The following is an 18,565-nucleotide window of genomic DNA, read 5'->3' as shown; positions in this document are numbered from 1 at the left end:
ACCTCACAAACAAGCAGCAAAAGATTTAGCGAAAGCTAACCGAATGCGGAGCGGTAGTTCAGTCGGTTAGAATACCGGCCTGTCACGCCGGGGGTCGCGGGTTCGAGTCCCGTCCGCTCCGCCACTACTTAAAAAGCCCAGTCTAACGACTGGGCTTTTTTTCGTTTCCGATACCGCACTCCTTTTCCCTCTCATCAACACCGCTATCATCCGATCATCGCCCCTGAGAGAGGTTGCCGCTATAATGGCCGCCCTCAAGCAAGGTGGTGGTATGAAAGCAGAGTATCTACAGCGATTCGGGGGCATTGCCCGTCTTTATGGCCAGCGTGCCCTTGGCTCTTTCAGCCAGGCGAAAGTCTGCGTGGTCGGGATCGGTGGCGTCGGCTCCTGGGCGGCCGAGGCGCTGGCTCGGGCCGGCATCAACCAGATCACCCTGATCGACATGGATGATATCTGCATCACCAACACCAATCGCCAGATCCATGCCATGCAGGGCACCGTCGGCCGTCTCAAGACGGAGGTGATGGCCGAGCGTATCCGTGCCATCAACCCGGATTGCGAGGTGATCGAGGTGGATGACTTCGTCACCGCCGACAACCTGGGCGAGCATATCAAGCGGGAGTTTGACTATGTGGTGGATGCCATCGACTCGGTCAAGGCCAAGGTGGCGCTGATTGCCTTCTGCAAGCGCAACAAGATCCCGGTGATCGTGGCGGGCGGTGCCGGCGGGCAGATGGACCCGACCCAGATCACCGTGGCCGACCTGGCCAAGACCATTCAGGATCCGCTGGCCGCCAAGGTGCGCTCCGACCTGCGCCGACTGCACAACTTCAGCAAGAATCCGGCGCGCAAATTCGGGGTGGAGTGTGTCTTCTCAACCGAGCAGCTGAGTTATCCGGATGGCAATGGCGGCACCTGCCAGGCCAAGGCGGCCAGCGACGGCAATATGAAGATGGATTGCGCCTCCGGCTTCGGTGCCGTGACGCCGGTGACGGCCACCTTTGGCTTGGTCGCGGCTTCCCGGGTATTGAAGAAGATTGCAGAGCGGGGAGCCCGTGCCGAGAAAGAGGCCGGGAATGAAGACACAGGGTCGATTGGCGCAGCCTGATCGACCACTGGACAAGGCTGGTTAGACGGCCAGCCCCCGGATTGCCAACACGATAGCTCTGAGCCCGTTGCCCCGCGACGGGCTCAAGTGTTTCTCCAGCCCCAGTTCGGTGAAATAGTCCTCCATGTCGAAGGAGTGGATCGTCGCTGCGGGTTGGTGGTTGAGTGCGGCCAGCACGATGACAATCAGACCGCGCACGATGCGGGCATCGGAATCGCAAGCAAAGTGCCAGTTACCATCCTCACCTTTCTCCCCTTTCAACCAAGCCTGGCTCTCACACCCCTTGAGGCGAAATGCCTCCTGCTGCCATTCGCCGGGCAGTGCAGGCAGCAGTTTGCCGAGCTGGATGATGAGTCGGTACTGGTTCTCCCAGCCGTTTGCTGCCGCAAACTGCTGACGGATGCTATTTGCGTCGGGCTCAACGCCTATCCGGGTGTAGGTTGCGAGGCTGTTCATTGGATTGTCTGCCTTAGAAGAAGTCACGGAGTTTGTGCAGGGCGGCCAGCAGGGCGTCGACATCGTCCCGATTGTTGTAGCAGGCCAGCGAGGCGCGCATCGTGCCGCCGATACCGAGCGATTCCATCAGCGGCATGGCGCAGTGATGGCCGACCCGCAGGGCTATGCCCTGCATGTCGAGCAGGGTGGCGGCGTCCTGTGGGTGGATATCCTCCAGCAGGAAGGAGATGGCGCCGGCGCGCTGACCGGGTTCGCCGACCAGACGCAGCCCTGGCACCTGTTGCAGTCCGGCAACCAGATAGTCGGTCAGCGCCGCTTCATGGCTGGCCAATGAATCCTTGTCCTGCTCCATCATAAAGCCGATGGCTGCGGCCAGGCCGATGGCGCCGGCAATATGGGGGGTGCCTGCCTCGAATTTGAAGGGCAGGGTGTTGAAGGTGGTGCCGCTGAAGCTGACCCTGTCTATCATCTCGCCGCCGGCCTGCCAGGGGGGCATCCGCTCCAATAGCTCAGTGCGGCCCCACAGCACGCCGATCCCGGTCGGGCCATAGAGCTTGTGGCCGGAGAAGGCGTAGAAGTCGCAGCCGATAGCCTGCACATCCACCTCGAGATGGGCCACCGCCTGGGCGCCGTCGATGAGGCTCAGGGCCCCGACCGCCTTGGCCGCTGCCACCATCTCTTTGACTGGATTGACGGTGCCAAGGGCATTGGAGACGTGAGCCACGCTCACCAGTCGGGTACGTGGTCCCAGCATGGCCAGATAGGCAGCCATGTCGAGATCGCCCCGCTCATCGAGAGGGACGACCCGGATCACGGCGCCGGTGCGTTGGGCGATCAGCTGCCAGGGGACGATATTGGCGTGATGCTCCAGGGTGCTGAGCACGATTTCATCCCCCGCCCTCAGCTCGCTCATACCCCAGCTCTGGGCCACCAGATTGATCGCCTCCGTGGTGCCACGGGTCCATATCACTTCGTGGCTGCGAGGGGCATTGATAAAGCGGGCAACCGTCTTGCGGGCATCTTCGAAGGCGCGTGTGGCCCGGCCGCTCAGGGCATGGGCGGCGCGGTGCACGTTGGCATTGTCGGCCCGATAGTAGTGATTGATCGCATCCAGCACGGCTTGCGGTTTCTGGGTGGTGGCGGCGTTGTCCAGATAGACCAGAGGGTGGCCGTTCACCTCCTGCGCCAAGGCTGGAAACTGGCTGCGCAGCCGAGCGTGCTGTTGCTGGTTCATGCTCCCCTCATATCATCTGGAAAAGTCGGCCATGATCCGGAAAATGGCGGCCAAACACAAGGCGCAGTGGCGGGATATTGCCTGCGGTTTCGGCTGCCTGCGGGATCTCTGTTACAATGCCGCCCCTCATCATAAGCCAAGAGATCCGGCCCATGAAGCTCAACCCCAATCAGAACGAAGCGGTCAAGTTTGTCTCCGGCCCTTGCCTGGTGCTGGCGGGTGCCGGATCGGGCAAGACCCGCGTCATCACCAACAAGATTGCCTATCTGGTACAGCAGTGCGGCTACAGCGCGCGCAACATCGCCGCCGTCACTTTCACCAACAAGGCCGCGCGGGAGATGAAGGAGCGGGTCGGCCAGACCCTGGGTCGCAAGGAGGCGCGGGGGCTGATGGTCTCCACTTTCCACACTCTGGGGCTCGAGATCATCCGCCGAGAGCACAAGAGCCTGAACCTCAAGGCCAACTTCTCCCTGTTCGACGATACCGACCAGCTGGCGCTGCTGAAAGAGCTGACCGAGGCGGAGCTCGACAACGACAAGGACAAGCTCTCGGCCCTTATCAGCCAGATCTCCAACTGGAAGAACGACCTCATCCTGCCGGCTCGCGCCATGCGCATCGCCCGAGGCCCGGAAGAAGTGTTGCTGGCCCAGCTCTATGAGCGCTATCACCGCCAGATGGTGGCCTACAACGCGCTGGATTTTGACGATCTCATCGTGATGCCGACCCTGTTGCTCAAGAGCAACGAGGAGGTACGCACCCGCTGGCAGAACAAGATCCGTTATCTGCTGGTCGACGAATATCAGGACACCAACACCAGCCAGTACGAGCTGGTGAAGCAGATTGTCGGCGAGCGGGCCCGTTTTACCGTGGTGGGAGACGATGACCAGTCCATCTACTCCTGGCGTGGTGCCAAGCCGCAGAACCTGGTGCTGCTGAACGAGGATTTTCCCAGCCTCAAGCTCATCAAGCTGGAGCAAAACTACCGCTCCAAGCGGCGCATCCTCAAGTGTGCCAACATCCTGATCGCCAACAACCCCCACGTCTACGACAAGGCGCTCTTTTCCGAGCTGGACGAGGGGGTGAAGCTCAAGGTGCTGTTTGCCAAGAATGAGGAGCACGAGGCGGAGCGTATCGCCGCCGAGCTGATGGGCCACAAGTTCATGAACCGCACCCGGTTCAAAGACTACGCGATCCTCTATCGGGGCAACCATCAGTCGCGCATCTTCGAGAAGGCGCTGATGACCAACCGCATTCCCTACCGTATCTCGGGTGGCACCTCGTTTTTCTCCCGCACCGAGATCAAGGACATCATGGCCTATCTCAAGCTGCTGGTGAACCCGGATGAGGACACCGCCTTCCTGCGGGTGGTCAACTTGCCGCGCCGCGAGATAGGCCCCACCACCCTCGAAAAACTGGGCCAGTACGCCAACCAGCGTGGCAAGAGCCTGTTTGCCGCCAGTTTCGAGCTGGGGCTGGAGCAACACCTCTCCGGACGCGGTCTATCCGCCCTGCAGGCCTTCACCAACTGGCTGGTGAGGCTTGGCGATCAGGCGCTGCGCGGCAATCCGGTGGCGGCGGTACGGGACATGATCAAGGAGATCCATTACGAGGAGTGGCTCTATGAGACCTCCCCCAGTCCGAAGGCGGCGGAGATGCGGATGCAAAACGTCTCCACCCTTTATCGCTGGATCAGCGAGATGCTGGAAGGGGATGAGCTGGAGGAGTCGATGACGCTGGCTCAGGTGGTTACCCGGCTCACCCTGCGGGACATGATGGAGCGTAACGAAGGGGAGGATGAGGCGGATCAGGTGCAGCTGATGACATTGCACGCCTCCAAGGGACTGGAGTTTCCCTATGTCTACATGGTGGGCATGGAGGAGGGGCTGCTGCCCCACCAGACCAGCATCGACGAGGACAACGTGGAGGAGGAGCGACGCCTCGCCTACGTGGGGATCACTCGGGCCCAGACCGAACTGACCTTTACTCTCTGCAAGGAGCGCCGCCAGTTTGGCGAGTCGGTGCGGCCGGAGCCGAGCCGCTTCCTGCTGGAGCTGCCCCAGGATGACCTGGAGTGGGAAAACCAGAAGAAGGTGACGGCCGAGGAGCGCCAGCAGAAGGGGCAGGTTGGTGTCGCCAACCTGCGGGCCCTGTTCAAGAAGGATTGAGGTCGGAAGGCTTGGTCTCTCGAGAAGCCTGACCCAGCAGAGGGGGAATATCGGCTCCCGGCAGCGGGGGCGAGATGTGGCGCCCCTGCCCGAGGGCGCAGCCAAGCTCGATGAGCTTTTGCAACTGCTGCTGATTTTCGATCCCCTCGACCACCAGGGTGAAGTCGAGGTCCTGGCAGATGTCCCGCATGGCGCGGATAAGCGCCAGATCCTTGGGGGAGTTCAACATGCGATGGGTGAAGCTGTCGTCCACCTTGATGTAATCCACCGGGAAGTGAAACAGGGCGTTGAGGGAAGAGAAGCCGGTGCCGAAGTCATCCAGGCTGACCTGGATCCCTTTCGCCCTCAGTTCATGCAGGGCAGTGAGGGAGTCGGCACTCTGCCGGGAGAGCTCGCGTTCGTTGAACTCAAAGATGAAACATGCGGGGATGACACCCTCCTCCTCCATGATGGTGAGCAGTTGCATGATCTGCTCGTGGCTGGCCAGGTGCTTGCCGGAGAGGTTGATGGCTATCCTGAAACGACCGACCCCGGAGGCGGGTTGCCAAAGCTTCAGTTGCTGGCAGGTGCGCTTGAGGATCTGGCGGTCCAGATCCTGAATGAGGCCGCACTGTTCCGCCAGAGGAATGAAGTCGAATGCATCCTTGAGCTCCCCTTCCTCCGTTATCCAGCGCGCCATGACCTCCAGTCCGACCAGGCGGCTGTCACACAGCCTGATCACTGGCTGGAAGTAGGGCACAATCCGCCCTTCCCGCAAGGCTCTGAAGAGCCGCTCTTCCGGTGACCCCGCCTGTTCGGTACAGGCCTCCGAATACATGACGATGCGGCTGCGGCCGTTGCGCTTGGCCTGGTACATGGCGAGGTCTGCCTGGTGCAGCAGTTCACTGACATCGGCCGTTTGCTCCGTCACGCTGGCGACCCCCAGACTGACGGTGATGGTCAGTTCGTTGCCCTGGAGCCGGAACGGATGGCCGATACGGCCAATCAGGCGATTGAGCACGGGGCTGATGTCCTCTTCCCGCTGGCTGTTGTCCAGATAGATGACGAATTCGTCCCCTCCGAGCCTCGCCACCATGTCATTTTGCCGGATGCAGCCTTGCAGCCTGCTGCCCAGCTCCTGCAGCAACTGATCGCCAGCACTGTGGCCCAGGGCGTCATTGACCTGCTTGAAGTGATCCACATCGACGAAAATCAGGGTGAAGCCGGCTGTCTGGTAACGGCGGTAGCGGGTCATGGCATGATGCAGGTGATTCATCAGCAGCGCCCGGTTTGGCAACTGGGTCAGCGGGTCGTGCAGGGCATTGAACTGGAGCCGCCGCTCCAGCTCCTGATGATGCTTGAGCCGTTTCTGCAACCTCAAGTTGGTTTGGCGCAGCTGTTGGAGTCGCTGGTTGATGGACTCCTCCGAGTTGAGCTCATCGAGTTGCTGTCGCACCCTTTTGAGCTCCAGCAACAGGGTCAGCTGATGGCGCAGGAAATCGAGGAACAGCCTGTCATCGGTTTCCAGAGGCCGGGTCATGTTGAGGATGAGGTGGGCAAAATATTGCTGCTGCTGGCGCAGGGGCAGGCTGTACCAGTAAAGCCCCTCTTCATGGCGCTCTACGCTGTTGGTGCTGTGGCACATGGCCCGAATGATGTCATCGTCGTATGTCAGGTGTGGTGGATAGAGTCGCTCCAGTCGCTGGTTTTCCAGCCGGATCAGCAACATGTCGCTGACCGAGAGCATCTGGCGCAACACAGCTTCCAACTGGGCAAACAGGGCATGCTGAGGCAGGTTGTGAGCCAGGCGCATCACTCGGCCGATCTTCTCGATTTTCTCCTGCCACTGGGGATCCCGCTGCATGAGAGGGGAAGCCTGCCCCGCCAGCTGGGTACCGGTCTGGGTTTCGTGCAGGCGTTTGGCCAGGCACTCCAGCAGCAGCCTCAGGGTGGGTGCCTGATCCGGGGTGCTGCGTGCCAGCAACCACTGCACGTCGATATGCTCCACAGGCTGCACGCACCAGCCCTGACCTTCATCGAGCCGGGTGAGCTGTTCGGTGAGGCGAGGTTCTTCCCGTCCCAATTGTTGCTTGAACACGTCGGGAAGCTGATAGGTGTAGCGCCAGTTCAGCCCCCCGTCGGCCAGCCCCAGCATGGCGAAATGTTGCAGAGGGCAGAGTGTGTCCAGCATACCGACCAGTCGGGCGTAATCCTCGGGGGAGGCAATGCCGGGGGCGGGAAAATCCATGATGGAGGAGACGACCGCCAGCAAGGAGTGCGAGTCTGGCGGTGTGGTGGGCTGAACTGACATGCAACACTCCCGAAAAAACTTACCTTCAAGCGTAGTCGGAAGTGATGGGATTGAAAGGGCTGCAAGAGGAGCCCTTTCAATTACTTAGAGCTTGTCGATCATGTAGTGAATGGCGTTCTCGATCTCTTCGTCACTGCAGGTGGCGCAGGTCCCCCGCGGTGGCATCATGCCAGCCTTGCCGGTGAAGCCTTCGATGGCGTGTTTGCGCAAGGTGTCGAATCCCTGGGCGATGCGTGGCTCCCAGGCGGCCTTGTCACCTCGCTTGGGGGCGCCAGCGGCACCGGTATCATGGCAGGCGAAGCAGGCACCCTTGAACACGGTCTCGCCGTCACGTGGGCCGGAGGAGGCTGCCGCAGGCGCGGCCGCCGCGGTCGCAATGCCTTCCAGATCCTTGGCGGTATAAACCTGGCCAACCGGGGCAATACGCTCGGCGATGGCCTCTGTCGACATGTCATCGGCGGCAAGGACGGCGCCGGACAGAGTGGCGGCCACCATCCCGGCAGCCAGCAAATAGCTCAGTTTTTTCAACACGCTCATGTACTCCCAGCAGGCTCTTATTATCCCCAGAAAACGACGGGATTATAACCGAATAGTTACAGCCATTTAAACGCTTGTGTGTGAAGTGTTAAGCAATCTGCAAACAAAGTGGCAGAGCGGGAAGGGGTGATGCCAAATAAAAAAACCCGGCATACGCCGGGTGTAGTGAGGCTGAACAAAATAGGGCGCGCTGATTGCCCAGGCGCCCCTCGCGTGTCCTCAATCCCAGTTCAGGATCACCTTGCCGGACTTGCCCGAGCCCATGGCTTCGAAGCCCTGCTGGAAGTCATCGATATGGAAATGGTGGGTGATGATGGGGCTGAGATCCAGGCCAGACTGGATGAGGCTTGCCATCTTGTACCAGGTTTCGAACATTTCGCGGCCGTAGATCCCCTTGATGAAGAGTCCCTTGAAGATCACCTTGCCCCAGTCGATGGCCATGGTGGAGGGAGGAATGCCGAGCATGGCGATTTTGCCGCCGTGGTTCATCTTGTCGATCATGTCCTGGAAGGCGCTGGGTACCCCGGACATCTCCAGCCCCACATCGAACCCTTCGGTCATGCCGAGATCTTCCATGACATCGGAGAGCTTCTCTTTGGCCACGTTGACGGCACGGGTGGCGCCCATCTTGCGGGCCAGTTCCAGCCGGTATTCGTTGACGTCGGTGATCACCACGTGACGGGCGCCAACGTGACGGCAGACGGCAGCGGCCATGATGCCGATGGGGCCTGCGCCGGTGATGAGCACGTCTTCACCCACCAGATCGAAGGAGAGGGCGGTGTGCACGGCGTTGCCGAACGGATCGAAGATGGCGGCCAGCTCATCGGGGATGTTGTCCGGCAGCTTGAAGGCGTTGAAGGCCGGGATCACCAGGTATTCGGCGAAGGAACCCGGGCGGTTCACACCCACACCAATGGTGTTGCGGCACAGGTGGGTGCGACCGGCACGGCAGTTGCGGCAGTGGCCGCAGGTGATGTGGCCTTCGCCGGAGACGCGATCGCCGATGGAGAAGCCGCGCACTTCCTGGCCGACGGCGACCACCTCTCCCACATACTCGTGCCCCACCACCATGGGGACGGGAATGGTCTTCTGGGCCCACTCGTCCCAGTTGTAGATGTGCATGTCGGTGCCGCAGATGGCGGTCTTGCGGATCTTGATGAGCAGATCGTTGTGGCCGAGCTCGGGAGCCGGGACATCAGTCATCCAGATGCCGACTTCGGATTTGAGTTTGGAGAGTGCTTTCATGACAGATTCCTCACGGCGCCATGCCGGGTACAGAGGGTAATAAAATGGGGCCCAACCTTGGCCCCCGTTTTAATCAGCCAGCCATGTGATCAAATCACACCGAGCTCGCGACCGATGCGAATGAAGGCATCGATCGCCTTGTCCAGTTGCTCCCGGGTATGGGCGGCGGACATCTGGGTCCGGATGCGCGCCTGACCCTTGGGTACCACGGGGAAGGAGAAGCCCACCACGTAGATACCGGCGTCCAGCATGCGGCTCGCCATCTCGGCGGCCAGTTTGGCATCCCCCAGCATGACCGGAATGATGGCGTGATCGGCACCGGCCAGGATAAAGCCGGCGGCGCTCATGCGCTCGCGGAAGTAGGCACTGTTCTCCTTGAGGCGGGCACGCAGGTCGTGACCCTCGGCCAGCATGTCGATCACCTTGATGGTGGCCGAGACGATGGAGGGTGCCAGGGAGTTGGAGAAGAGGTAGGGACGGGAGCGCTGACGCAACCAGTCGATCACCTCTTTCTTGCCGGATGTGTAGCCACCGGACGCGCCACCCAGCGCCTTGCCCAGAGTACCGGTGATGATGTCGACCCGTTCCATCACCTCGCAGTATTCGTGGGTGCCGCGGCCGTTCTCGCCGATGAAGCCGACGGCGTGGGAGTCATCCACCATCACCAGCGCATCGTACTTGTCGGCCAGATCGCAGATGGATTTGAGGTCGGCGATGACGCCATCCATGGAGAAGACGCCGTCGGTGGCGATCAGCTTGAAGCGGGCGCCGTCGGCATCGGCCTGCTTGAGCTGGGCTTCCAGTTCGGCCATGTCGTTGTTGGCGTAGCGATAGCGCCTGGCCTTGCACAACCGCACCCCATCGATGATGGAGGCATGGTTGAGGGCGTCGGAGATGATGGCGTCTTCGGCACCGAAAAGGGTCTCGAACAGACCGCCGTTGGCGTCGAAGCAGGAGGAGTAGAGGATGCTGTCTTCGGTGCCGAGGAAGGCGGACAGCTTCTGCTCCAGTTCCTTGTGTTGGTCCTGGGTACCACAGATGAAGCGGACGGAGGCCATGCCGAAGCCGTGGCTCTCGAGCCCCTGATGGGCGGCGGCAATCAGGTCGGGGTGGTTGGCCAACCCCAGGTAGTTGTTGGCACAGAAGTTCAGTACCTGCTCGCCACCCACCGCAATCTGGGCCTGCTGGGCCGAGGTGATGATGCGCTCCTGCTTGTATAGCCCTTCCGCCTTGACCTGTTCGAGCTGTTCGGTCAGGTGACGATAGAATCCGTTAGACATCCTCGGTCCTCATTGCTGTATCGACTGTGTTATCAGGATCCCGGGCCGTGCAACCCGCACAGTTCGGCGTCGTCACGGTCGCGACGAAACGCCGACAGACCCTAGAATGGGCAACATTTTACTGTAATCCCTGCGTATAAATTCAAATTTTTATGCTGATAATCAACAATTGTGAAACAGATCTCACCCGGCTGGTTGGGCCAGTTGGTGATAATGTTGCTCCAGTTGATGTATCTGGGGGGCCACCTGTGGCTGCACGTAGGGGCGCAGCAAAAACAGCACCCGCAAGACCCCCTGGTAGAGCAGGGGTTTGGTGATGCGGGTGGCCGGGGCCTGGGCGATCTGGAATGGGATCCAGCAGGTGACGACCATCTTGATGGTCTGGCCGAGATCCGGCAGGTCTTCATCGCTGACGGCGATGATGCCGCCTTCGCGCAGGCTTCTGAGCAGCGTCTCCACGGTGGCACGGAGCTGCTCCTGTGCCTTGAGGTATTTCTGCTGCAGCAGCTCGTCGCGACTCAGGATGTCCGGCAGATTCGCGTAGAAGAAGCGGAACTGCCACATCAAATAGAAGATGGCATCCAGGTAGCCCATCAGATCCTCCAGCCGGATCGCGCTGCTGCGGATCGGAGTGAAGCTGTCGCTCAGGTGGCGGGCGTACTGATCGAAGATGGAGTGGATGATGTCTTCTTTGTTTCTGAAGTGGTAGTAAAGGTTGCCCGGGCTGATGCCAAGGTGTGCGGCAATGTGGTTGGTGGTGATGTTGCGCTCGCCCTGATCGTTGAACAGCTCGGTGGCGCTGTGGATGATCCTGTCTCTGGTCTTCATCGCTGGTCCCTCTGCCGGGCCCGAAGGGGAAAAGTCATCGAGGTCGAATCCCCTTGCGGCCCGTGATAAACTTTTCGGCAATTTCAAATTGGCCCACTATACACAGCTTTAACAGGCAGTCACACGGGGCCACAACGTACGCGAGGCAAACTCCATGATCGTAGTAACTGGCGGTGCTGGCTTTATCGGCAGCAATCTGGTCAAGCAGCTGAACGCTCAAGGACGGACCGATATCGTGGTCATCGATGACCTGACCGACGGCACCAAGTTCGTCAACCTGGTCGACCTCACCATCGCCGATTACATGGACAAGGACGAGTTCCAGGCGCGGATCGTCTCCGGTGACGAATTCGAGGAGTGGGATGACGGCATCGAGGTGATCTTCCACGAAGGCGCCTGCTCCGCGACCACCGAGTGGAACGGCAAGTTCATCATGGAGGTCAACTACGAGTACTCCAAGGATCTGTTCCACTACTGCATCGAGCGGGAAATCCCCTTCATCTACGCCTCTTCCGCCGCGACCTATGGCGGGCGCAACGACAACTTCATCGAAGATCCCCGGTTCGAGCAGCCCCTCAACGTCTACGGCTACTCCAAGCAGCTGTTCGATCAGTACGTGCGTCGCTGGATGCCGGAGATCAACTCCCAGGTGGTGGGTCTCAAGTACTTCAACGTCTATGGTCCCCGCGAGCAGCACAAGGGCTCCATGGCGTCCGTGGCCTTCCACCTCAATACCCAGGTGAAGCAGGGTGACAATCCCAAGCTGTTCGAGGGCTGTGACGGCTTCCCGGATGGCGGCCAGATGCGCGACTTCATCTACGTGGACGACGTCTGCAAGGTGAACCTCTGGTTCTGGCAGAATCCGCAGCACTCCGGCATCTTCAACTGCGGCACCGGCCGGGCTGAGCCGTTCCAGAACGTGGCGGAAGCCGTGATCAGGCATCACCAGAAAGGCGCCATCGAATACATTCCCTTCCCGGATCACCTCAAGGGTCGCTACCAGAGCTTCACCCAGGCGGATCTCACCAAGTTGCGCGGCGTCGGCTATGACGGCGAGTTCAAGACTGTGGCCGAAGGCGTGGCCGATTACATGGCCTGGTTGAACCGATGAACGCTCCGGCAAATGTGGTTGCGCCGGGTAGTGTATTGCAGATCTGCCTTTCTCAGGGTTGGGGGGGGTTGGAGATGTACCCTATCCGGGTCGGCAAGGGGCTGGTAGAGCGAGGTTGGCGTGTGTTCGGGTTGGCACTGGCAGGTAGTCGAGTTGCCTCAGATATGAAGGCCGCTGGTTTTGAGGTGTTTGAGGCGGCATCACGCAATCAGGCCATCTTGCGCCTGCCTGCGCTGCTGCGCTGGATGAAGCAAAGCGGCATCCAGATCGTGCACTGCCACAAGTCCAGCGATCTGCTGTTGGCCGCATTACTTGGCACTATTTCCTCGTTTCGCCTCATTTTCACCGAGCATATGGGCTCAAAACGACCTAAGAAGGATCCGTTGCATCGCTGGATCTACGGCAAGGTCGATAGGGTGCTCTCCATCAGCGACGAGACACTGAGGCGCAATCGCGCCGCCTTGCCGCTCCCCGCAGAGCGTATTCAGCGGCTGTGGCTGGGCACCGAGTTGACCTCTTGCGAGGAAGAGCCAGCCCTTATTCGCGGTGAGCTGGGTATTCCCACTGGCCCGCTGATCGGGATGGTCGGCCGTTTCAGTCCCGGCAAGGGGCAGCGTGAGCTGCTTGAGGCCTTTGCCCTGCTGCGTACCGAATTCCCCGACCTTCAACTGCTGCTGGTGGGGGGGACGCTTGCCACCGAGGGGGCTGATGAGCCCTTCGTCACTGAGCTGGAGTGCGACATTACCCAGCGGCAACTCGGTGGTGTCGTGCATTTTTCCGGCTTCCGGCGAGATACCGCCCGTATGTTGCAGGCGATGGATGTGGTGGTCATTCCTTCTCATAACGAGGCATTTGGCCTCACCGTGATCGAGGCGATGGCCGCCGGTAAACCGATCGTCGGGGCCACTACCGGTGCCGTGCCAGAGGTGCTTGGTGGTGTGGGTTTATTGGCCGAGCCATTGCAACCGCAAGTTATCGCTGCGCAGATCAAGGTACTGCTGCGAGATCCTGAATTAAGTGATCGCCTGGGGAAATTGGCTCGCGAGCGGGCCGAGCAAGAATTTGATATGTCTCAGCATCTGAAAGCCTTGTGTATGCACTATCGGCAAAGATGACTTTTCTAGGAATACACTTTCATGATATTGGCGAGCCCTATTATTTTGCCGTTGCGTATAAATATTCTTCACAACCTGGTTCAGGTGTCTGCATTTTTATTTGGCGCATTAGCATTAACCATTCCCAGTGGGTATTCCTACGGGCCTGCTATATTACTACTAGCAAGTATCACAGTTTGTTGGCGGCCATTTTATTGGGTGAATATGCCAAGGGAAGTAAAAATATTGGCATTGATTTTTTTCGCTTACGTTTTTGTGCAAGGCCTCTCTATATGGCTGGATGATGGCAAGTTACGTGAATTCGATCGTCCCAGTCGTGTCCTAATGGCGGCAATTACCTTACCTTTGCTCTCTCGGTATCCTGTTCGTCTCGTTAGCCTGATTTTTGGGGTTGCAGTGGGGGCTTGTATTGCTGGCTCCATCGCGATTTACGATAAGTTCTATCTAGGAATGGAAAGAGCATTTGGCGATATCATGCCTATTCAGGCTGGCAACATCAGCATGGCACCTGGCTCCCGGTCGCCATGTTCGAGAAGCACCTCAAGCTGATGAAGTGGCTGGGCTACGAGACGCTGACATTTGCCGACCTGGCGGAGAACGGGTTCATCCACCGGCTGCAGTACGGCAAGAAGTACCTGATGATCACCGTGGACGACGGCTATCGGGACAACCTCACCCGCATGCTGCCGCTGCTGGAAAAGTATGGCTACAAGGCGGTGGTCTATGTGGTGACCGGTGAGGATCACAATCGCTGGGATGTGGAGCACCCGACCCACCCCGATACCCCGGTGACCCTGATGACCCCGGAGGAGATCAAGGCGCTGGTGGCCTCCGGTCATGTGGAGATCGGGGGCCATACCCTGACTCACCCCCGCCTGAGTACGCTCCCCCCAGAGGAGCAGGCCCACCAGATCCAGGCCAACAAGGCCTGGCTGGAGCAGCTGCTCGGCCATCCCCTGATCTCGTTTGCCTATCCTTACGGGGATCTGAACGACAGTGCAAAATCCCAGGCCGTTGCCGCCGGTTATCGCTATGCTGTGGCCACCAACAGCGGCCCCAGAGCCATGCACCGGGATCCGTTCCAGATCCGCCGGATCGCCATCTTCCCCCGCACAGACATGTTCGGTCTGTGGCGCAAGATCCGTGGCAACTATGTCTTCCGAAAAACCTGACAGGGAATACACCTTGCTCCGTATGACAGATCATGACTCATCGACGAGTGACTATTTTCTCCGCATCTTTCACGGCCAGGCGTTCGGCAACTTCATCTTCCTGAATATTCTGGGTTACACCCTGTTCAAGGATTCAATTCAGCTGATCGCCGACGTCTGCCAGTCCATCATAGTGTTGGCCACCCTGATGGCCTTCTATGTGGAGAGGGCCTTCTTTACAAGGAACAGGATCTTTCAACTGCTCTGTCTGGCCTTGGTGGTACAGAGCCTGAGCTGGGTCGCATCCAGACAGTTCGTGCCCGACTATGCCCTCAAATACCCTTCTGTGAAGTCGATGGCATACCTCTTCTTCTTCCTTGGTCTCGCCTACTGGCTGAAGGGGGACCCGCGCCGCATCGTCATCACCCTGCTGACCTTCTGCCTCGGTGTCATTTTCACCTTTGCCTATCACTCCTCCTTCTTCTCCATCGTCGAGACAGGTCTTGATGGGGCCAGGGTAGATTTCAATTACCGCAATGCACAGCACGGCTCCCTGATCGCGGGTGCCTGCTTCCTGTTTTTTGTGCTCTTGTTGCTTACCTCGAAATTCAGGAAGCTGTCGCTGGGCAATGCCGGGATCCTGCTCGGCATCCTGTTGTTCGGGGTCTTCTCCGTCATTCTGCAGTCCCGTCAGTCCTGGCTGGCGATCTCGGCTTCGCTGGCCATCCTCCCCTTGCTGGGGGGAGGAGAGCACTGGCCAAGGCGCAAGGTGGTGTTGACCTACGCCATCTTGCTGATGACCATGCTGGCGCTTTATCAGGTTTCGTTCATCCGGGAGCGGTTGCTGGCCGGCTTCGTGCATCAGGGGGATGTGCATGCCATCCTGACGGGTAACTGGAACGAGGTACGGGACTTCAGCATCGGGGTGCGATTGAAGACCTGGCTGGAGGCCATCCAGTGGTTCCTGGCTCACCCCTTCTTCGGGACAGGCTATGGTAGCCAGTCGTTGGTGATCACCCTCTCCAAGACGCTGCCTGACTACATTACCCGGGAGTTTCGTCACCTGCACAACTCCAACATGGAAACACTGGTGTGCTGGGGGGTAGCCGGTTTCCTGGTGTTGTATGGCACGCTCTTCTCGGTGCTCCGCCAGGTGCTGTGCTGTCCGGTTTCGTCCCGTTTCATCAAGATGCTGGCCATCTCCTTCATCCTCTATTGGCTCATCATCAACAACTTCGAATCATTCTTCTACATGCGTTCCGGGCAGTGGGTATTCAGCGTCTTCATGGGCGCCATCTACTCGACCGCATTGCATTGGGAACTGAACAGGCTTGGAAAGGAAGGTCATGAAAATTTACGTCATTAGTCTGGACAGGGCTGTCGAGCGGCGCAGTCGTGTCGAGTCTGTGCTCTCTGCCAGAGGCATCCCCTTCGAATTTTTCAGCGCAGTGAACGGCTTTGAGGGGCTGCCCGAGCGGCTGCAGGCCCTGCCGGATGATCAGCACAGGATCCGGTTTCGCAGCAGACCGCTGACGCCCGGGGAAAAGGGGTGCTATGCCAGCCACTATCTGCTGTGGGAGAAGTGTGTCGAGCTCGACGAGCCCATCCTCATCCTGGAAGACGATTTCCTGCCCACCCAGTATTTTGAAGAGGTGGTGGGTACCCTGCCGAAGATCCACGAACAGTACGAGTACGTGAAGGTGGAACCCCAGATCGGTACCGCCACGGCCCTGACTACAGTGGACAACATGCAGCTCATGTTCTGGCACAACAACTCGTGCTGGACCACGGGATACAGCATCTCTCCCCAAGGGGCCCGCCGGTTGCTGGCCCACAGCCAGCGGTGGCTCTGTTCGGTCGACAACTTCATCGGTGAGTCCTATCGCACCGGGCTCATCTGTACCGGCCTGATTCCCTATGCCATCTACAGTCCGCGGGACATGGGCAGCGACATCCAGAATCAGGTCGTGCTGAAGAAAGTTCCGCTGGGATTCAAGTTGACCCGTGAACTCTATCGCTTCTACCGCTTCGTCAGGATGGCCCTGTGGAACATGAAACAGGCGGGGGGCAAGGCATGAGTGCGACCAACAGAACCATTCACGCCATCTGGCTCGGCAGCCGCTTGCCTCCTCTGGCGCACGTGTGTATCGATGACTGGCGCAAGCAGGGTTACGACTACAAGCTCTGGCTGGACACGGATCCGCAGGTCAAACGCTGGATACAGGAGTGCACCTTTGCCCGGGAGTGCTACCGGCGAGGCCTGCTGGCCTTCGTGACCGATTACCTGCGGCTCAAGATCCTCGCTCAGGAAGGGGGTCTGTATCTGGATACCGATGTTACCATCAACCAGGATCCCTTCCCGCTCTTCGAGTCCGTGGCCTTTGGCGTTGGCTACGAATCCGATCGGCTGATCGGCACCGCGGTCATCTACGCCAGACAAGATTCGGCCATGCTGTCCGAACTGGTGCGCTTCTATGAACAGGAGATCATGTCCTCTCCCATGTACATGGGGCCGGAGATAATGACACACCTGGTCTCGGAGAAGCTGGCATCATCAGGGGATACCGCCCTGATCGCCCCCGAGCACTATTTCTACAACTACCAGGGGGAGGCGATTCATTTCGAGCCGGCGGCAGAGCGCTACATGACCCACTGGTTCCAGCACAGCTGGAAACGCTCATCCGGTCTTGTGTTCCTGCGTGCCAAGGCCAAAGGCTGGTCAGGGTATCTCTATGAATGGCAGAAGGAGTTCTTCCGCCTGCGCAAATGACGGCGATATGGCATCACCGTGCTAGACAGTGGGCAGGGGAGCCATGTCTCCATCTGCCTGCTTGCCGGTGACGGGTGTGACTTGACTCCAAAGCTGATCCAGCTGCATCTGTACCTCGCGCACTTCCTGCTGCGGATCCTGACGACCCGTGTCGACGAAGCGATAACGGGGATGAGAGACGGGATTGGCAATGGCGGAGTGTCCGAGGGGAGAGACGATGGTGAGCAGGGGGATATCCAGCGCCTGCGCCATGTGGCGCGGTCCGGTGTCATTGCCGACGAAAAGCTGGCAATGGGCGAAGAGCCCCACCAGCTCCCGTACCGAGCGGGTCTGAACATGGTCAAACACGCTGGCCTGCAGCGCTTCTGGCAGCAGCGGCTTCAGCCCCCGGTTGTACTCCTCTTCCCCCGGTCCGCAATAGACCAGTATCTGGGCATTGTGCTCCTCGATGAGCCACTGGGCGACTTTGGCGAAGCAGTCGATGGGCCAGCGCTTGTAGTGACCGAGGGAGTTCACTCCCATGGCGATGAGTGGCCGGGTCGGGTCGACGCCAGCGGCCAGCAGGGTCTCGCGCCCCCGTTGTCTCTCCCCGTCGCTGAGCCAGAGATAGTAGTTGCGATCCTCCCTGGCGAGGCCGAGGGGCTTGAGCAGTGAAAATCGGTCGTCCACCAGGGTGCTGTTGCCCTGATGCTCGGTGTCATGGCGAAAGCGCACGATGCGGTTGTGGCCCAGGCGCCATGGGAAAGAGTCGAAGCCGATCCGCAGGCGGGCGCCGGAGAAGAGGCAGGTGAGCAGGCCTATCATCTGGCCCTGGCTGTTGATCACCACATCGTAGCGCTCGCGGCGAATGCCCAGCAGCAAATCCTTCATGTAGCGCCACTCGTTGCGGCGCGCCTTCTCGATGACGATCAACCGATCGATGTTGGGGTTTCCCTCTGCCATGCCCGCGCAGTAATCCATGACCAGATAGTGAACTTCCCCGGCAGGGTCGTGCTGCTTGAGGTTGTTGCACAGTGAGGTGGAGATCAGCACATCTCCTATCTGTTTGGTTTGTACTACCAGGTATTTCATGGAAAGGGCCTCGAGCGAGGTCGGGTTGAACGTCAGCGCATCAGCATATCGTACTCCCCTGTCAGATGCTACCGCTATGGGGTGAAAATCCGATCCAACGCACTGTGTTTGCACATATTTTCGACGTTGTTCGGGCTGGTGGGGCCCGGCTGGCAGTGCGGGAAGATGAGCGGGGGCATGGCACCGCTGGCCATGCCCCCGATG

Annotated in this window: 16 protein-coding genes, 1 tRNA gene and 1 pseudogene; 10 read left to right on the top strand and 8 right to left on the bottom strand. The window is 59.5% G+C overall.

The window, feature by feature from the left end; genetic code table 11:
* The first annotated feature begins 47 nt into the window (after positions 1-47).
* Together HKD46_RS16400 and tcdA are read left to right on the top strand one after the other, a co-directional pair.
* Positions 48-124: transfer RNA gene (locus HKD46_RS16400), tRNA-Asp, on the top strand.
* Between the two features lie 147 nt (positions 125-271).
* Positions 272-1,108 (top strand): tRNA cyclic N6-threonylcarbamoyladenosine(37) synthase TcdA, encoded by an 837-nt coding sequence (tcdA, locus tag HKD46_RS16395; protein WP_049636414.1) that lies wholly within the window; start codon positions 272-274, stop codon positions 1,106-1,108.
* 21 nt (positions 1,109-1,129) lie between these two features.
* On the opposite strand, the gene HKD46_RS16390 is transcribed toward tcdA, so the two are convergent.
* Both HKD46_RS16390 and HKD46_RS16385 read right to left on the bottom strand, forming a co-directional pair.
* Positions 1,130-1,564 carry a SufE family protein gene (locus HKD46_RS16390; protein ID WP_161470358.1) on the bottom strand — a complete coding sequence of 145 codons (435 nt, stop codon included), beginning with the start codon at positions 1,562-1,564 and terminating at the stop codon, positions 1,130-1,132.
* A 13-nt stretch (positions 1,565-1,577) separates the two neighbouring features.
* Positions 1,578-2,798, bottom strand: a complete 1,221-nt coding sequence (locus tag HKD46_RS16385; protein ID WP_161470359.1) for an aminotransferase class V-fold PLP-dependent enzyme — start codon at positions 2,796-2,798, stop codon at positions 1,578-1,580.
* A 152-nt stretch (positions 2,799-2,950) separates the two neighbouring features.
* On the opposite strand from HKD46_RS16385, the gene rep reads away from it, so the two are divergent.
* Entirely contained in the window at positions 2,951-4,963 is a 2,013-nt protein-coding gene (rep, locus tag HKD46_RS16380; RefSeq protein ID WP_161470360.1) for a DNA helicase Rep, read from the top strand.
* On the opposite strand, the gene HKD46_RS16375 is transcribed toward rep, so the two are convergent.
* The 5 genes from HKD46_RS16375 to HKD46_RS16355 form a co-directional block, all read right to left on the bottom strand.
* Complete coding sequence (locus HKD46_RS16375; RefSeq protein ID WP_050485234.1) at positions 4,950-7,253, bottom strand: bifunctional diguanylate cyclase/phosphodiesterase; 2,304 nt, start codon at positions 7,251-7,253, stop codon at positions 4,950-4,952. The genes rep and HKD46_RS16375 overlap by 14 nt on opposite strands.
* Positions 7,254-7,337: 84 nt before the next feature.
* Positions 7,338-7,790, bottom strand: a complete 453-nt coding sequence (locus tag HKD46_RS16370; protein ID WP_161470361.1) for a cytochrome c5 family protein — start codon at positions 7,788-7,790, stop codon at positions 7,338-7,340.
* Positions 7,791-8,009: 219 nt separating this feature from the next.
* Positions 8,010-9,035, bottom strand: a complete 1,026-nt coding sequence (gene tdh, locus HKD46_RS16365; RefSeq protein ID WP_161470362.1) for an L-threonine 3-dehydrogenase — start codon at positions 9,033-9,035, stop codon at positions 8,010-8,012.
* 89 nt (positions 9,036-9,124) lie between these two features.
* Positions 9,125-10,315, bottom strand: a complete 1,191-nt coding sequence (locus tag HKD46_RS16360; protein WP_161470363.1) for a glycine C-acetyltransferase — start codon at positions 10,313-10,315, stop codon at positions 9,125-9,127.
* A gap of 183 nt (positions 10,316-10,498) precedes the next feature.
* Positions 10,499-11,143: a TetR/AcrR family transcriptional regulator gene (locus HKD46_RS16355; RefSeq protein ID WP_103244028.1), complete on the bottom strand. Its 645-nt coding sequence runs from the start codon at positions 11,141-11,143 to the stop codon at positions 10,499-10,501.
* A 154-nt stretch (positions 11,144-11,297) separates the two neighbouring features.
* On the opposite strand from HKD46_RS16355, the gene rfaD reads away from it, so the two are divergent.
* The 7 genes and pseudogenes from rfaD (at position 11,298) to HKD46_RS16320 (ending at position 17,290) form a co-directional block, all read left to right on the top strand.
* Positions 11,298-12,254 (top strand): ADP-glyceromanno-heptose 6-epimerase, encoded by a 957-nt coding sequence (gene rfaD / locus HKD46_RS16350; protein ID WP_010672430.1) that lies wholly within the window; start codon positions 11,298-11,300, stop codon positions 12,252-12,254.
* The gene (locus tag HKD46_RS16345; RefSeq protein WP_161470364.1) at positions 12,251-13,369 is read left to right on the top strand and encodes a glycosyltransferase family 4 protein; all 1,119 of its coding nucleotides are present in this window, start codon (positions 12,251-12,253) and stop codon (positions 13,367-13,369) included. The genes rfaD and HKD46_RS16345 overlap by 4 nt, the downstream gene beginning before the upstream one ends.
* 21 nt (positions 13,370-13,390) lie before the next feature.
* Positions 13,391-13,918: a hypothetical protein gene (locus HKD46_RS21445; RefSeq protein WP_234887991.1), complete on the top strand. Its 528-nt coding sequence runs from the start codon at positions 13,391-13,393 to the stop codon at positions 13,916-13,918.
* Positions 13,870-14,541 (top strand): annotated as a pseudogene (locus HKD46_RS16335) (polysaccharide deacetylase family protein); the annotation flags it as partial. The gene HKD46_RS21445 and the pseudogene HKD46_RS16335, both read left to right, overlap by 49 nt.
* A gap of 22 nt (positions 14,542-14,563) precedes the next feature.
* Positions 14,564-15,886, top strand: a complete 1,323-nt coding sequence (locus HKD46_RS16330) for an O-antigen ligase (protein WP_234887992.1) — start codon at positions 14,564-14,566, stop codon at positions 15,884-15,886.
* Positions 15,867-16,598, top strand: coding sequence for a glycosyltransferase family 25 protein (locus tag HKD46_RS16325; RefSeq protein WP_042864640.1), 732 nt, complete (start codon positions 15,867-15,869; stop codon positions 16,596-16,598). Before HKD46_RS16330 ends, HKD46_RS16325 begins: the two co-directional genes overlap by 20 nt.
* Positions 16,595-17,290, top strand: a complete 696-nt coding sequence (locus HKD46_RS16320) for a glycosyltransferase family 32 protein (protein WP_119197083.1) — start codon at positions 16,595-16,597, stop codon at positions 17,288-17,290. Before HKD46_RS16325 ends, HKD46_RS16320 begins: the two co-directional genes overlap by 4 nt.
* 21 nt (positions 17,291-17,311) lie before the next feature.
* Here the strand turns inward: HKD46_RS16320 and HKD46_RS16315 are convergent, their stop codons facing one another.
* Positions 17,312-18,361, bottom strand: a complete 1,050-nt coding sequence (locus HKD46_RS16315) for a glycosyltransferase family 9 protein (RefSeq protein WP_161470366.1) — start codon at positions 18,359-18,361, stop codon at positions 17,312-17,314.
* Positions 18,362-18,565 lie beyond the last annotated feature (204 nt).

Source organism: Aeromonas sp. TW 6, from assembly GCF_013168745.1.
GTDB classification, from domain to species: domain Bacteria; phylum Pseudomonadota; class Gammaproteobacteria; order Enterobacterales; family Aeromonadaceae; genus Aeromonas; species Aeromonas caviae.
The sequence above is the reverse complement of the archived record's forward strand: the minus strand, read 5'-3'. Positions and strand labels throughout refer to the sequence as shown.